At 46.9% G+C, this 15,856-nt stretch carries 16 protein-coding genes; 6 read left to right on the forward strand and 10 right to left on the reverse strand.

The genetic code is table 11. From position 1 onward, the window contains the following. The first annotated feature begins 113 nt into the window (after window positions 1–113). Together purT and H6626_03985 are read left to right on the forward strand one after the other, a co-directional pair. Window positions 114–1,307, forward strand: a complete 1,194-nt coding sequence (gene purT, locus H6626_03980; GenBank protein ID USN48257.1) for a formate-dependent phosphoribosylglycinamide formyltransferase — start codon at window positions 114–116, stop codon at window positions 1,305–1,307. 54 nt (window positions 1,308–1,361) lie between these two features. Next, window positions 1,362–2,906: an MFS transporter gene (locus H6626_03985; protein USN48258.1), complete on the forward strand. Its 1,545-nt coding sequence runs from the start codon at window positions 1,362–1,364 to the stop codon at window positions 2,904–2,906. A gap of 27 nt (window positions 2,907–2,933) precedes the next feature. Here the strand turns inward: H6626_03985 and H6626_03990 are convergent, their stop codons facing one another. Further along, window positions 2,934–4,064, reverse strand: coding sequence for a 2Fe-2S iron-sulfur cluster binding domain-containing protein (locus H6626_03990; GenBank protein USN48259.1), 1,131 nt, complete (start codon window positions 4,062–4,064; stop codon window positions 2,934–2,936). Then, window positions 4,064–5,143 carry a 4Fe-4S binding protein gene (locus H6626_03995; protein ID USN48260.1) on the reverse strand — a complete coding sequence of 360 codons (1,080 nt, stop codon included), beginning with the start codon at window positions 5,141–5,143 and terminating at the stop codon, window positions 4,064–4,066. Before H6626_03995 ends, H6626_03990 begins: the two co-directional genes overlap by 1 nt. Window positions 5,144–5,346: 203 nt before the next feature. Here H6626_03995 and H6626_04000 point away from each other — a divergent pair, with 203 nt between their 5' ends. Continuing rightward, window positions 5,347–5,799, forward strand: a complete 453-nt coding sequence (locus tag H6626_04000; GenBank protein USN48261.1) for a hypothetical protein — start codon at window positions 5,347–5,349, stop codon at window positions 5,797–5,799. Between the two features lie 95 nt (window positions 5,800–5,894). Further along, window positions 5,895–6,161, forward strand: coding sequence for a DUF493 domain-containing protein (locus tag H6626_04005; protein USN48262.1), 267 nt, complete (start codon window positions 5,895–5,897; stop codon window positions 6,159–6,161). Here the strand turns inward: H6626_04005 and H6626_04010 are convergent. The 7 genes from H6626_04010 to H6626_04040 all read right to left on the reverse strand — a co-directional run bounded on the left by H6626_04010 (window position 6,148) and on the right by H6626_04040 (window position 12,454). Continuing rightward, window positions 6,148–6,963 carry a metal ABC transporter permease gene (locus H6626_04010; protein USN48263.1) on the reverse strand — a complete coding sequence of 272 codons (816 nt, stop codon included), beginning with the start codon at window positions 6,961–6,963 and terminating at the stop codon, window positions 6,148–6,150. The genes H6626_04005 and H6626_04010 overlap by 14 nt on opposite strands. Before the next feature lie 11 nt (window positions 6,964–6,974). Next, window positions 6,975–7,709, reverse strand: a complete 735-nt coding sequence (locus H6626_04015) for a metal ABC transporter ATP-binding protein (GenBank protein USN48264.1) — start codon at window positions 7,707–7,709, stop codon at window positions 6,975–6,977. Further along, the gene (locus tag H6626_04020) at window positions 7,706–8,527 is read right to left on the reverse strand and encodes a zinc ABC transporter substrate-binding protein (GenBank protein USN48265.1); all 822 of its coding nucleotides are present in this window, start codon (window positions 8,525–8,527) and stop codon (window positions 7,706–7,708) included. Before H6626_04020 ends, H6626_04015 begins: the two co-directional genes overlap by 4 nt. A gap of 210 nt (window positions 8,528–8,737) precedes the next feature. After that, complete coding sequence (locus H6626_04025) at window positions 8,738–10,459, reverse strand: response regulator (protein USN48266.1); 1,722 nt, start codon at window positions 10,457–10,459, stop codon at window positions 8,738–8,740. Window positions 10,460–10,568: 109 nt separating this feature from the next. Beyond that, the gene (locus H6626_04030; GenBank protein USN48267.1) at window positions 10,569–11,024 is read right to left on the reverse strand and encodes a hypothetical protein; all 456 of its coding nucleotides are present in this window, start codon (window positions 11,022–11,024) and stop codon (window positions 10,569–10,571) included. Then, window positions 11,024–11,770, reverse strand: coding sequence for a ParA family protein (locus tag H6626_04035; protein USN48268.1), 747 nt, complete (start codon window positions 11,768–11,770; stop codon window positions 11,024–11,026). Before H6626_04035 ends, H6626_04030 begins: the two co-directional genes overlap by 1 nt. Window positions 11,771–11,815: 45 nt before the next feature. Continuing rightward, window positions 11,816–12,454: a hypothetical protein gene (locus tag H6626_04040; protein ID USN48269.1), complete on the reverse strand. Its 639-nt coding sequence runs from the start codon at window positions 12,452–12,454 to the stop codon at window positions 11,816–11,818. A 277-nt stretch (window positions 12,455–12,731) separates the two neighbouring features. Here H6626_04040 and H6626_04045 point away from each other — a divergent pair, with 277 nt between their 5' ends. Next, the gene (locus tag H6626_04045; protein ID USN48270.1) at window positions 12,732–13,298 is read left to right on the forward strand and encodes a hypothetical protein; all 567 of its coding nucleotides are present in this window, start codon (window positions 12,732–12,734) and stop codon (window positions 13,296–13,298) included. 257 nt (window positions 13,299–13,555) lie between these two features. Further along, the gene (locus H6626_04050) at window positions 13,556–14,086 is read left to right on the forward strand and encodes a TlpA family protein disulfide reductase (GenBank protein ID USN48271.1); all 531 of its coding nucleotides are present in this window, start codon (window positions 13,556–13,558) and stop codon (window positions 14,084–14,086) included. 63 nt (window positions 14,087–14,149) lie between these two features. On the opposite strand, the gene H6626_04055 is transcribed toward H6626_04050, so the two are convergent. Beyond that, a complete protein-coding gene (locus tag H6626_04055) occupies window positions 14,150–15,826 on the reverse strand; it encodes a putative Ig domain-containing protein (GenBank protein ID USN48272.1) in 1,677 nt (558 codons plus the stop codon). Between the last annotated feature and the right edge of the window lie 30 nt (window positions 15,827–15,856).

The raw sequence follows: 15,856 nt of genomic DNA on the forward strand, positions 1-15,856 counted from the left end.
CTAACCTCTACCCGGACTCAATAGTAGCGCACCGATCCCACCTTTGACATCGCTCATTTGACACACACAACCCCGCAATTATAGGTCGACAATGGAGTTTCTATTGGCTATGAATGATCTCTCATTGCTCGAGAGGGAGGCGACCCGTGACTGACATAAAAAAGATTATGTTACTTGGATCGGGTGAACTAGGAAAAGAAGTGGCCATTGCCGCTCAAAGGCTCGGGCAAACTGTCATTGCTGTTGACCGCTACCCTCAGGCACCGGCCATGCAAGTGGCTGATCATTTTGAAGTGATCAGCATGCTAAATGGCGACGAACTCGCTCGCGTTGTAGAAAAGCATCGACCTGACATCATTGTCCCTGAGGTGGAGGCCATCCGCACAGAGAAATTAAAAGACTTTGAAGACAGCGGCCTATTTGTGGTTCCGACGGCCGAAGCGACCAACCTCACAATGAATCGCGATGCCATTCGCGAAGTGGCTTCTCGAGAACTCGGGTTACTCACAGCGCGCTTTGCCTATGCCTCAACCGAAGAAGAGCTCTTATTAAAAGCCATCGAGGTGGGATTTCCGTGTGTCATTAAACCTGTGATGTCGTCTTCGGGAAAAGGTCAGACCGTAGCCCACTCCCGAGATGAGATCTCCCACAGCTGGAGTGCGGCGCTATCCGGAGCGCGAGGCGATACAGTTAAAGTCATCGTGGAAGAATTTATCCCCTTTGACCTTGAAATCACTCTTTTAACAATCAAACAAAAACAGGGGCCCACTCTTTTTGTAAATCCCATTGGCCACCGACAAGAACGGGGCGACTATCAAGAATCTTGGATGCCCGCTGACATCTTGCAAGATCAATTGGATGAAGCCCAACAAATGGCAAAAGCCGTCACGGATCGACTGGGTGGCGCTGGAGTTTTTGGGGTGGAGTTTTTTATCACTAAAGACAGAGTGTATTTTTCTGAACTCTCCCCAAGACCGCACGACACGGGGATGGTCACTATGATTTCACAAAACTTCTCGGAATTTGATTTGCACGTCAGAGCTATATTGGGACTGCCCATTCCTGAGATTAAATATTTTGGGCCCGCAGCTTCGCAGGTCATTCTGGCAGACAAAGAAAACCCCATCCCGCCCAAAGTGACGGGCCTTGCTGAGGCTTTAAATGAACCCGGGGTGGACATTCGAATATTTGGCAAACCCAACTCACGCCCCTATCGCCGTATGGGCGTGTCGTTAGCTCTGGGCGATAACATTGACTCAGCTCGCGCCAAAGCTCGAAGAAGTGCCGCAAAGATACAGCTTGATTGATTCAATAAAAGTAGCCGATTCCCATTTGGAAATGGGCATGCTAACCTCTATCTCATGAAAAGCATTCCTGTAAAAAACAAGGTCACCTGGCAGGCACTGATAAAGCGAAGCAACCTCGTTATTCTGGGGCTGGGTTTTTCTGCAGGCATTCCCCTGCTTTTGATTTTTTCATCCCTGTCGCTTTGGTTGCGCGAAGCCGGCGTCGACCGAGGCGATGTGACGTTTTTCAGTTGGGCGGCACTAGGCTATTCCTTTAAATTTGTTTGGGCCCCACTTGTGGATTTGCTGCCGATCCCGATGCTGACCACCACTCTTGGACAAAGACGGGGCTGGCTTATACTTTCACAACTGGCCATCGCGGCCTCTATTTTAGCGATGGCGTTGATTGATCCCAGCGCTTCTGGACCCTATCAACTTATTAATATGGCCCTTGCGGCCGTGGCATTGGGATTTTCCGCAGCCACCCAAGACATAGTAATTGATGCGCTTCGCATTGAAATGGCTCCCCCCGAAGAACAAGCTCTTTTATCAGCCACCTATATTGCGGGCTACAGAATTGGAATGATCACTTCTGGTGCTGGCGCTCTTTTTATAGCCAGCGCTCTGGGGTCGACACTGGGTGCGTACTCTTACAAGGCCTGGATGCTCACTTATATGGCTATGGCATTGACTCTCCTCGTAGGGATCCTATCGGCTCTGGCTTGCCGCGAACCCGAAGTGCGCAAAAAAACCTCCACGCCCCACGCGACCGGCGAGTATTTGCGATTTATCGCCCTGTTCGCAATTGTGGCCGTCATTTTTGCTTTTTCGTTTTTCTCCTCAGGACCAATTATTAACTCGCTTATTGAAAACACTCTCCAAGTGTATAACGATCCCATTCTGGTGGGCTTTTTCTTCAGCGCCTCCAAACTAGTGGGAGCTGTGGCGGTAGCCGCACTCGCCGGCCACCTTCTGAGTCGCATTTCCCTATTTAAAACTGAAATGTTTTCGGCCGCCTACCTTGAACCCTTAAAAGAATTCTTTAGCCGCTATCCTTCTCGACTGGCTGTGTTGATTTTACTGGTCGTGGGTTTTTATCGTGTCTCTGATATTGTCTTGGGCGTGATCTCCAATGTCTTCTATCAAGATCTGGGTTTTAGCAAAGATCAAATCGCTGCCGTAGTTAAGACCTTCGGACTCATAATGACCATTGTCGGTGGTTTTCTAGGAGGCTTTCTCACTCTTCGCTTTGGCGTGATTCGAATTCTCTTACTCGGTGCTATTTTATCGGCTGGGACTAATTTACTATTTCTCGCTCTGGCGCAGATGGGCAACGACTTAAACATGCTCTACGTGGTGATCTCTGCAGACAACATGTCCGCTGGCCTTGCCAGTGCCGCCTTTGTGGCCTTCTTGTCTCGCCTGACCAATGTGTCTTTTACAGCCATGCAATATGCTGTTTTCAGCTCTCTGATGACGTTATTTCCAAAACTTCTTGGTGGATACTCTGGCAGCATCGTAGACACCTTAAGCTACAGTCACTTTTTTGTAATCACCACGCTATTGGGAGTGCCTGTGATACTGTTAGTGTGGTCAGTGCGAAATGCTGTTGATAATTAGGCGGTGTCGCGAAAGCGACCCGCCCAATTAGACCAGCTCAAGGTCGCCCTCAGGCAGTGAAACGCAAGTCAATACGTAGCCGTCTTCCACTTCTTTTCGAGTCAATCCTGAATCTGTAAAGGCTGTCACTTGACCCTTCACTCTACATTTACAAGACCCACAAACGCCCGAACGACAAGAATAGGGGATCTCCTGGCCCTGCTCTTCTAAAAATTCCAATAGGGTTTGTCGTCCATCGTACTGATAGCTTTGCCCTTGGTAAGAGATTAAAGCGCGGCGAGTGGGCAAACTCTGCGGGTCAAAACTTGCGGGCGATACAAATTTTTCAAACAAAATCTGTTCCTCTGAATAACCTTCATCTAACAACTCTTTCGTCAAACCCTCAATGAGCGGCAATGGCCCGCAAATAAAAAACTTCTCTTGCTTTGACAGAGGCACCTTACTTTTTACGAACTGCAAATCTATGTATCCACGCGCCCCACTCCATGACTCGTCATGGGACAAAATCGGTGTGTACGAAAACAACAAGTGGCGCTCACTCAGAGCGAGCAACAATGAATGATAGGCCAAGTCGCTTTGATTTCTCACTCCGTAAAACAAGTGCAGTTCATCGCTTAGACCCGCATCAATATGAGTGAGAATCATCGACAAAATCGGCGTGATGCCCACGCCACCCGCCACATACACTCGCCGCCCTGAACTCGCAGCAGGGTCAACGAAGTGGCCCCTGGGAGGATAGCCCCAAACCATATCACCCACTTTCAAACTATGAAACCAAGGCGAGCCTTTGCCGTCTTTTAAAGCCTTAACCGCCACCACTAGCGACGCGCGGCTTTCACTTGATGATGCAATCGAATAGGATCGAATTAATTTTTCATCCTCACCAATTTGAAAGCTGATGAATTGGCCGGGTAAAAACGAAGGCATGGGCTTATTACCCATGCGCCTTAGACGAAAGCTTTTAATGGTTTCACTTTCATTTACGATTTCCACAATGCGGAGTTGTTCTTTGTTATGCCAACCCTCTTCACTTTTTAATTCAAGAGCACTCTCACCCTGATTTCGACGAGACATCCCTCGTAAAACCAGCAACATGATAAAAAACAAGGATGCACCTGACACCAACATAAAAAGAGCTCGATATTGTTCTACGCCCATCACCGACTCACTTGGTTTGTTGGATTTAAGATTTTTTTAAACTCCAAAGCTTGGACCGGGCAAATATCGATACATCCACCACAGCCAATGCACGGACTATTTTGCAGGCCAAAGCTCGATTGTTTAGGGACTTTATTCTCATGAGCATAACTGGCCACATCAATACCCATGGGGCATTGTGTGGTGCACAAGTTAAGACCCTTACACTTGTCGTTGGCGACAACTTGAAACTTCGACTGCGAGTATTTACCATAAAGGCGCATCATCCCAGCCAGAGGGCAACCATACCGGCACCATATTCGAGTTCCCAAAAACGGGTAAGCTCCCACGCCGATAAGGGCACCAAACATCAAATCCACCGCCAAGTCCTGAAAGGCTCGCAAGGAGGCCACAAGGTCTGGAGCCAAAATCACTTTTGCACCATGCAACAGCAGCACAAGCCCAAAGACCACGGCAAATGCCAGAAACCCATACTGCATCCATTCTAGCTTTCTCGAAGTGGCCCCTCTTGGTGTTTGCTGTGTTACCCACTTATTGCCCCATGAGGTCACCCCAATGGCTTCGGCTAAATTTCCACAGGCGCAAAACCAGGAGCAATAGCGTTTACCAAAAAACCAAACCGACAACGGGACCACCACAAAAATATAGGCAAATCCACCCATGGACGTAAAACCGTTGTAAACATAAACGTAGGCATTTTTATTTAGCGGCGCGTAGGTGTCGGCAAAAAAAGCCTTCCCGCTCATTAAGTAGGGAAGGTAAAAGGGAACCAGGTAAAAAAATATGAGCTGAGCCAAGAAAATGCTCGTGAACTTTTTTTTCTGGTAAGGACTAAGGGGCTTGCGCTTGTCTTTTCCGTAGGGAGTCTTGCCGGTCAGAACAATTTTGCCGGCAATAAAGCAAACAATAAATGTGTAGACCGTGTTGTACCAAAAACTGGTGGACTTGCCGAACCAATAAAATGTGCTCGCCACGTCGGCTTCGGCTACAAACCAAGTGGGGTACTTATAGATTAAATAAAAAAGCACCACAGCTGGTAAAAAAAATAGGATAAACAGTTTTTCTGAAGTCGATCGCAAGTGGCCACCTCTAAAATATACGAAGCAAGAAACCTCTAAAGATTTTCAAGCCTTATCCTACTCCGCTAACCCTTTTAGTCTAAATATAATACGCCTCGTCAATCATGTGGTTTATAGCCCTCATTAGACTTTCGTATTGGCATGACAAAGCACAACATGGTACCCGATGCCCTAGGTTTTTATTCATTCACTAGGGGGGAACTATGCGTTCGTTTTTACTTGGTACAGCTGTATTATTTTTTATCCCAGGGGCCTTTGCCGAAATCAGCCCCATGGTGAAACCTCAATTTCGCAATATAGAAATTGAGCTCTTCACCTACCACGGCCTACAAGTTCTTAATGCCATGGCTCGATATGAAGGGGGCGGCGCCGTGATGGGCGAAGTTGACACCATAGACCTGACTGACGAACCGATGCCTCTTAAAATGTTCTATCTGACCGAACAGAAAGATCTGATCATCGTGGCCGATTGCACGGGCGACGACCAAGAAAACCCCTGCAGCCGACTGCACCTAGACTGGGTGTCTATGCCTTCAGAGGAAATCCAAATGACCTGTGATTTAGATCTCGTTCGAAAAACACCAACTCAATATGAGATGCTTGAGTCCTCCTCGTGCGACACAGACGTAGAGGTGATCCTCATCAATAACCCTTAAACCTCAGGTATAAGGCCTGAGCAATAACTTTAAAGTCAGGCCTTATCGTACTTCTTCTGGCAGCTTTTCAAGTTTAGAGCTATAATTATTAAGTTATGCTTTACGACCAGAAAACAAAGAAATTTAAAGAACTTTTAGAGGATGAACACGACTTCCCCGGCCCTTATATTTTCAAATTTATTGTGCCTGCCAGCCGCACAAATGAAGTGGAAGCTCTGTTTCCTGGAGAAAAAATTGAACTTCGGGCGTCTCGTAAGGGTAACTACGTGAGCGCCACCATTACTATTCATATGGAATCAAGCGATTTAGTGATCGCCATCTATGAACAAGCGTCCCGCATTCATGGTCTTATCGCTCTTTGAGAAGCCCACGAAATCCCCACACCAACAAGTAAACACTGCCCGCCACCAAAATAATACTGGCACCGGATGGCAGATTAAAGTGATACGACCCCCAAAGCCCCAGCATACAAAACAACAACCCAAAGACCATCGAGAGCCCCATCACGTGACGCAAACTTTGGGAAAATAACAACGCCACGGCCGCCGGCAAGGTCAACAGGGCTATGACCAGTATCAAACCCACCACCTGCACCAATACCACTACGGCAAGGGCCACTAGTATCAATAAAAAATAATTAAAAAACTGGGTAGGAATACCACGAAGCCTTGCAAACTCTTCGTCAAAGGCCACAGCCACAAAAGACTTGTAGAAAAAGCCAATGGACACTCCCACAAAGGCTCCCAAAAGCAACATCGACCCCAAAGACTCTCGGGGGATCATCAACACATTCCCAAAAAGATAACTCATAAGGTCTGCATTGTAGCCAGGAGACATGGAGATGAATAACACTCCCACAGCCATACCCACGGCCCAAAGGGCACCCACAGCCACATCGCGACCCTGTGCTGACCCTTTGCCCACAAACCCCACCACAATGGCAGCCAACACGGCAGAGATAAGGCCACCCACTAAAGGTGAAAATCCCACATAATAGGCCACACCCATACCACCTAACATCGTATGCGAAATACTTCCTGCCACATATCCAATGCGCTGAACCACTACAAAGGGGCCGATCATCCCACACACTAGACTGGCTAGCAGCAAACCAAAAATCGCATTCTGCAAAAACTCATATTCTGTGATGGCCTGAAAAAACACTTTACCTACCCCTAATGCCTATGTCCTGAATGAGAGCCATGTTCAATGGCTTCCACCTGAAACCCATAGAGGTTTCGAATCACCTCTCCTGTGAGTTCAGAAGTGTTGTGGCAAACAAGGGTTCTATTCACACAGGCCACTCGGCTTACATGCTCAGAAATAAATCCCACATCATGCGACACGATAATAACAGTGACACCTTGCTTGCGAAAATCACCCAACAGATCAAAAATGTTTTCTTCGCCCTTTGGATCCACACTGGCCGTGGGTTCATCAAGCACTAAAATTTTTGGATCGGAAACCATGGCCCTTGCCAAAAGCAGTCGCTGTAACTGCCCTCCTGAAAGTGAGGCCACGGGCTGATACTTGATTCGATCCAGATCGAGGCGCGATAACAACTGACTAACACGCTCGGGATGGACACCTAATCCCAGCTGCCCCATTTCCACGGCTTCAAGCAGCGAAATGGGAAACTCCCTTGGAAAAGCAGCAAACTGAGGCACATAACCCACGCTCCTAGCGCCGAGATGGGGTTCACGATTTAAGACCTTCACCACGCCCTTTTGCGGCCTCAACAACCCTAATATCAACTTCACCAATGTAGTCTTGCCGCTCCCGCTGGGACCGACCACACCGATAAATTCACCGGCTTGCACTGAAAGAGAAACATTTTCAAGAACCCAATCGCTTCTTCGATAAGAAAACCAAACGTCCTCTACACTAATGACTTGTGAAGCCTGATTCATCGTAAACCTTTTTTAATTGCCATTCCCGCCTGCCATAAATTTTCTGCGAAATTTTCAGCAAGAGGATCAAGGTCAACCAATTTGGCGCCCAGAGCATCGGCCACCGCCGAAGCCGATTTTTTCGAAAATTGTTTTTGTATAAAGATTGTGTCGACTTTCTTTTTTTTGGCCCACTCAATGGTGCTTACGAGGTCTTTTGGGCCTGGCTCTTTACCATGAGACTCTATGGCCACCTGGTTTAAACCATAGGCTTTTGCAAAATGACTCCAGGCCGGGTGATACACCACAAATGAGTTGCTGGGCCCCATTCCCGAAAACAACTGAGACAATTTATCATGCAGTTGCTGCATCTGCTGACTCCATGTGGCCGCACGACCCTCGAAGACGCTTGCGTTTTTTGGATCTCGAGACGACAAAACCTCGGCAACGATACGGCCGGCCCGGGCCATTTCCAAGGGGGACGTCCACCAATGGGGATCTAAATCAGGGTTTTGCACCCCAAGCGGCACAACTTGTAAGTTGGGCACTAGTTTTTGCAGTTTTGGGAGCCATGATTTTTCAAATGGAACACCTGCTGCAAAAAAAATCTTAGTTTTCTGCAAACGATTCATCTCGTGAGGAGTGGGCTCATAGGTTTCAGGACTGTGTCCCGGCTTTACCATAACCGACAGGGAACCGGATTCGCCCGCGATAAACTGAATCATCGACTTTAACGGCAACAGACTCACCGTCATATTAACCGGGGCCGAAGACTCAGCCATGGCCTTGAGAGGTGCTATACAGAAAATAACGGGGAGACAAAAAACTAGAAATTTCATAGCCGGCCAAGCTACCAGATTCTGCCCTCTTTTTGCACTGCAAAAACTTCACTGACGGATAAAAATGAGTCCAACTGGCTATTCCTGCGAGATCTTTGGCTCCCGCAGATACTGTCCACATGCGCCCTTCGCCGACGTTTCCCACCAAAAATCGACTTTCAAATTAAAAGCTGTTAATTCTAATAAAAGCCGACGACACGCTCATTAATATCAATGCGAATTGGAATTGCCAATACTGTTTAAAACCACGCGAATAAGCTCTTCAGGCTTAATGGGTTTACTCAAAAAGTCACTGCAACCGGCCTCTAAACAGCGATCCCTGTTTTCTTTTAGAGCATGAGCTGTAATGGCAATAATTGGCCCATTAAACCCTTTTTCACGAATTCTTTCCGTGGCCCGATATCCATCCAGAACGGGCATCTGAATGTCCATGAGAATCACATCAAAGGGCATGGCCTCAGCCATCTTTATAGCCGCCATCCCATCTTCAGCCACACTCACTTGAGCTCCCTCAGCCGCGAGAATTCTTTGGAGAAGATCCCTACTGTCAACATTATCCTCTACCAGCAGCAACTTCACATCCCTCAACTGAGACACATCGGAAACACCCCTCTCACTTGTACCGTTGTCTTTCCCATCACCGTTTACAAATAAACGCGTGGCCACGCACACCTGAAAGTGGCTGCCCCTACTGGGGCTACTTGAGATAAGGGTCACATCACCGCCAAGCACTTGAGCCAGCCCTCTTGAAAGATAAAGACCCAATCCAGCCCCACCCTCTTTACGGCTGGCGAAATCACCCACTTGAGAAAATGGTGCAAACAATTTTGAGACTTGTTCCTCATCCATCCCCACGCCCGAATCAATCAGGTCTATACAAACTTGATCACCAAGCGTTTTGACATTGATAGTGACTTTGCCACTTTCAGTAAACTTGATGGCATTACTTAAAAGGTTGAGCAGAATTTGTCGCATTCGCGTTTTATCGGTGTACAGTACCGCTATGAGATCTGCACCATCTTCTATCGCCACTTGCAGACCCTTATCTTTGGCGTTAACTTCAAGCATCTGAACGACCTCGCGAATCAACTCCAACAAATCAAAATGAGAGGGGATCGGCGCCACTTCATTAGCTTCAATTTTTGAAACATCAAGAATGCCATCTATGAGATCCATCAGATGGCCTGCATTTCGATGAATGATCTGGGTGGCATTTTGGATTTCACGAGCAGGTAGATCTCCAGATGAAATAAGCTCTGAGAATCCAACAATGACACCGGCTGGAGTTCGAATCTCGTGACTCATGGTAGCCAAAAAATTGCTCTTCGCCTGATTGGCTCGCTCCAGATCTCGTTCTTTTTGATGGTTCACTACGTAGAGATAGGTAAGAGCCGCTACAATTGTGGCTGCCGTTGAAAACACTATTGAATGAAAAATAATCTTAAGAACTAGTGGCGAGAATTCCACTAAGGGTCCTGTGGAGTTGCCCAGGACATTGATTGAAATGTAAAGTGCAACGGTAATCGCGAGACTTGCCACGATGTTTATTCTTTTGCCTGGTTCAAACAGTATGAACGGAAAACAAAGGATGGCTAAAAAATATAAAGCTATACCTGAGGCCTCGCCAATGACTACGGCGTATGACGAAACGGCAAGCCATCCCGCAGACAACATCACATACCGAGCTACCGTATAGTACCCCTTGGCGTTCACAAAAAGGACCAACAGGTATCCAAGAACCACAAACGTGACAAGTGCACCTAAAACAAAACTGCCTGCCAGACTAAAAATGAATATGTAAGGAGTCGTAATAAGTGCGATGGTAAAGGCCAGCTGATTGGTGATAACGATTCTTTTGGCCAAATGAGGGCAAACGGATTTCCTTAATCCCAATGAAGAGATGAACGACCACATTTGACGAAAACGTTCCATGCTTCATATCTAACATAGATCAGCTTTCGAATTCGAGCTCATCATATAAAACAGGACTCTAATCTCGATAAGCCTCGACTTTAATGACTCTCGCTAGACCTCTTAGCCACTAAAAACCCCATTTATTGATCAAAGTGGCCACTAAGGTACCCTCTTCAGCGGCATAGTTACGGCGTGATTCTTCATTAAAGTCGGCCTTGGCTTTAACGCCGGGGGCCCGCATCCAATAGGCTCGACCGGCTGAGCACGGGTCCCAGCGCACTGAGCACATATATGAGGCTGATTCTGTCACTGGCAGCATGGCCCCATGCACGCTTTCACCCTGACATATAGCAAATTGAATCTGTACTTTTTGTTGGTGCTTTAAGGTTACGCTTCCCACCATCACACTTTCTTCTTTTTGTCGAAGCTCCAACTCTTCAAATAACCCTTGATCATCCCACACTCGCATGACCACTTCTTCATCAGGGTATGGCATGGCCCCATCCAGCTCCACGCGCATGGTAATAGTATCGCCGTGAAACTTCGTAGAATCTACAAAGAGCGGATTGCCTTTTTTTGACATTACAACCACAACTCCCTTGAAAGATTCTTGTACGCCTTGGCCGCCTTGCTTTTGGGCGCATGATCCATCACCGGAAGATGATGATGATGAGCTTCTTCCACCGCAATATTATCTGGAATAAAATCATGAAAAACGCGGAGCCCGAACAAATTTTCAACCTCTTTGATCACATCTTTTACGATACGGCGATCGCGATAGCGCGTAATGACGATGCCGCGCACGTTCACTTTGTGACCCAGTCCAGAGCGAATGTTTTTTAAGGTATCTAGGATCAATTCAATCCCCTTCATCGAAAAATACTCTGGGCATATGGGGATAACAATATCTTGAGAGGCCATTAGGGCATTGACTGTAAGCAATCCTAAACTTGGCGAACAATCTATTATGATGGCGTCATATTCATGCCGAATATTGCTCAAACTGCGCTTTAAAAACTTTTCGCGACCAAACTGCGGAGCCAATTGAATGTCGATTCCACTCAGTAGAATTTCAGCGGGGATAACGTCAATGCCGAAAGTCTCTGAAAACTGCACCGCTTCGTTGGCCGGCACTCGGTTTACAATCACGTCATAAATGGTTTTATCGAAACTTTTATCCCCAAAAATAGCTTTGGTGGCCGATGACTGGGGATCTAGGTCTATCAACAAAACCTTTTTACCCATATCAGCCCACGCCGCCGCCACATTCACTGAAGTGGTGGTTTTAGCCACACCGCCTTTTTGATTGATCACAGACACAACACTCATAGATGCAATTTCCTCAGTTGTATGGTCTGATGAAAATTATAGGACTCAATGACAACGAGGTGCAAACAAATAACTCAGCACTGCATCTCGCATTTCATCAGCACATACTCCCAATTGCTGACCCTCAATGGAGTGACACATATCGTGGTTTAAACACTCCTGCGTGTAACTGTAGGCTGTGTGATCTTCGCCTGATCCACACCCGCCGCCACATCGCCCTCGACACCGCGTGGCGACATCGCCCACTGGAGCTAAGATCTGAACCAATTTACTGTTTGCAGAATATTGGGCCCACATTTCATGGCCAATAGCATCACAAATCATTGTCCAAGATTTGTGGTGCTTGCTTTCCTCGTGACTGGCCACATGAAAATCTGAAAAGTCTAACAACTGGAGGGGCAACACTTCCCCTTCGGGCACAAATTTAAGTACCACATCCACCAAAGCGTGTTTTGGTCCCGACAGATAGGGCAAGACTTGTTGCAAATAAGCCCTGTCGTTGTTATCTAAAGACACTCTCTGACCTTGCCGATCTTGAATCTGAATCACCTCTAGGATTTCAGCGTCTTCCGAATAGCGGCCCTGTAAGCATTTGTTTTTTTGGGGTAAGCAAACTGAAATAAATCCCGCAAAAGCCGGTGTGGCCAACATGAAAAAGGCCACCATGAATGATAAATTTCGCATAAAGCCCCCTCGCGATTAAGGATCTATTTTTGCCAATCAATCGACTCACTGACAAGAACTTGTTTCATTCTGCCGAAGGCCCACATCGCTATTGTGGGCTGCGCCTTGCGAAATTGGCACCTTTTCGTCTCCAATAAAAATTTTCTGAAAGTCCGGCCGCAGTGTGCCTTTCGGACACTGGGCGTGATTGAGTGAATTTTATTAGAGCTGACGTGTTGGCATGGATTTGCAGTTGCTTAGCCCCCATACATCGAATACTTTTGCGAAAGGCTCTATTTTGAAATCTGCTAAAAAGAAAAAACGACCCAATGTACCATCCAGGACCAGAGATATGAATGTCACTCACGCTATGCTAGTTGAGGTCAAAGGCGAACTGAGATCTGATATTTTACGCCTCGAGCATAAAACTGAAGCCCGATTTGACCGGATGGAAGCTCGGTTTAATGACATTGATGCACGATTCAAAACCATCGATGCACGGTTTAATGAAATCGACGCTAGATTCAACAAGATCGACGCTAGATTCAACAAGATCGACGCTAGATTTAAAGAGATCGACGCTAGATTTAAAGAGATCGACGCTAGATTCGACAAGGTAGATGCAAGATTCAAAGAAATCGACGCACGCTTCAATAGAGTCGATGCAAGATTGAATGAGATGGATTCAAAACTGCATGAGATCATGGTCGCTGTACACCGAATTCAACTCATTGTGGAAGAGCAAAACACCCGTAATAAAATTGCCCTGGACGGATACCATTTTATTTCAGCTCGTCAAGATGACTTCGAATATCGTTACAACGAATGGAAACAGCAGGTCGAAGCGATAATCACTGCCAGCTAGCATATAGGTTGTCTATCCCCGTTTTAGTGGAACTCCAAGCCAAAGACGATTCTCTTAGAGGTGATTTTACTTTCGCCTCTTTTTAGAGTGAGTTCGCGGCCACTAGGTTAGATGCGCGCCTCCGTATTCAGAATGGCCGATTGCCAAGACTCATTCAGTGCTTGATATAAACATCGACGGCTTCAGCGAAACTTGGACTCTGTGACAAGAACTTGGTATATTAAACTGCAAACAAACGCACACCAGGTGAATCCGATTTGCTGTGGCTTAAAAAAAACGCCGTTAATTTAATCCTGGCACTTGTCTTTGCCTACATATTATCACAGCGGACTCCTGGCTGGATGGCTTCATTTGATGCTGAAGGAGAACCTGCGCCTTCTTTTTCTGTTCTCGCGCTGGATGGTCAGCGCACCACTTTACCTTTGGCCACAGAGACACCGCAGATTCTGATTTTTTGGGCCACGTGGTGTGGACCTTGCAAAATTGAACTTAGCCGTTACAACGACGCCATCGCTGAAGGAACACTTCCTGCCCATCAAATTCTAGCTGTGAGTGTGGGCGAACCGTTAGACACAATCAAACAATACCTTGAATCGCACCCCTACAAATTTTCTGTCTTTGCAGACCCCGAAGCCGCTTCAGCAAGACTTTACCCCGTTTCGGCCACTCCCACCGTTGTTCACGTCACATCTGATAAAAAAATAGATTGGATCGGCACAGGAGTCAGCCCCTTAGGTCTATGGAGAGCGAGACGGTTTCTCCAAAAGGTATCGGATTACTTTTGGTAGCAATCGTGCGTCACCAAAGTGACGCGCCATTGCTACCAAAAGTAATCCGATACCTTTTGGAGTTCATTGCACCTCAATGGAACCCATATCGCAATATCCATTGGCCGGCCTTGGCTGACCCCTTTGATCCTCAGTGACAATACATGAACCCTGCGGAATCACGTCTTTGGCGGCGCTACCCGCATCAAGCATTAGATTTTTAGTTGGCCCGCCATTGAAGTCGGCTGTCCCCGTTGAAAAACCCGCAGACACGGCATTTGCTAGATCACCTGTGCCACTTAGTCCGCAGGTGTTGCCACCGACTTCCATGTTATACCCTTGAGACACGAATGCGCTGGTCGTAAGTTGACAGCCCGTGAGGGTGTTCATAATCACACCAAAACCTTTTACATCTGCGCTTGTGGCCGATATAGCCGCAGTTGTCGAGCTCTTAAATGTGACATGCTGCAAATTTAAACCAAGACTTGAGTGTTGAGTTGGCGAAAATACATCTATTACACTTGTCCCCCCTGAAGTATGGGCATCAAATGTTGAATTGATGATGTAAAAATCTTTCGGCATGGCCGAAGTAAAATAGTACCGAATCGCCGCCCCAGTACTATTAAACGTACTCTCATTCTCACTAAAATATGAGTCTTCTATTGTAACACTTGAGAACCCCGAATATATGGCGCCTGCATAGTAGGCGCTGTTTCCCACAAATGACGTCCCCCTAATAATATTTTCGCCCATACTGCCAAGCTCATAAATCAAGGCTCCGCCATAAAATCCTGTTGCTGAATTATTAATAAATTCGGAGTTCAAAATGGATGAACTATTGTTAGCTCCAAGGTTTAAATAAATAGCTCCTGCGCCGCCATCGGCCACATTGGATTCAAACGCGCAACCATCCACAAAAACATGACTGGCCTGCGCATTGATGGCACCCCCTTTTGCCCCTGAATTTGTCAGTTGATTATTAAAAAATCGACACGACTGAAGTTGAAGCGTATTAGGCAAACCCACTATGAAAATAGCTCCACCCCTCCCCGAATCGGTGGATCTCCCATTTCGAAACTCTATGTCCTTTATTTTCAATGTTCCATGTCGACCCATATCGCTGTAGTACAAGATTCGATCGGTACTGTTACCATCGAGAATCGTTGAGCCAACGCCGTCGCCCTTTAACTCAAAACTTGTCGTGGCCGTAATAACGCCTGAGCTTAGCACATAGGTATTTGATGGCGCATGAATGAACGAGAAAATATTAGGCTCAGCACTGGCCTGTTGAAAGGCCGCTCGCAGACTGCAGTCCCCTAAACCATCCAAACACTCACCATCGGCCGTCGACAAGTCATCTGTATCGTTTACCGTGTCTAAGACAAAATTTTGAGCAATACCAAGGTCAAAGTCTACGCTAGCTGACCCGAAAGCATTGGAGGCTGTGAGTGTATAAGCTTGAACTTCAGAAATTTCTCCTGGATTGCCGCTAATCACGCCCGTATGTGAGTCCACACTTAAACCTGAAGGCAAGGCAGGTGAAACCGAAAACTCAATCTCATCACCCACAACGGCAGGTGATGCCAGCACCATTCCCACATTTTTCGGGTACCACGCCTCTGTCACAGAAAATGTCAGCGCCGACGGGGGCGCTCCCGCTGGAAGTTCACCAATTGAATCACTCGCAATACGGCCACGAATACGATTGTCCGCCAACTGACAACTCGCGCCGAAAATAAAAAACAAAAGCAAAATGCGCATAAACCCCTCTATCTCCAAAAGGTATCGGAT

Source organism: Pseudobdellovibrionaceae bacterium, from assembly GCA_023898385.1.
Classification (GTDB): Bacteria; Bdellovibrionota; Bdellovibrionia; order Bdellovibrionales; family UBA1609.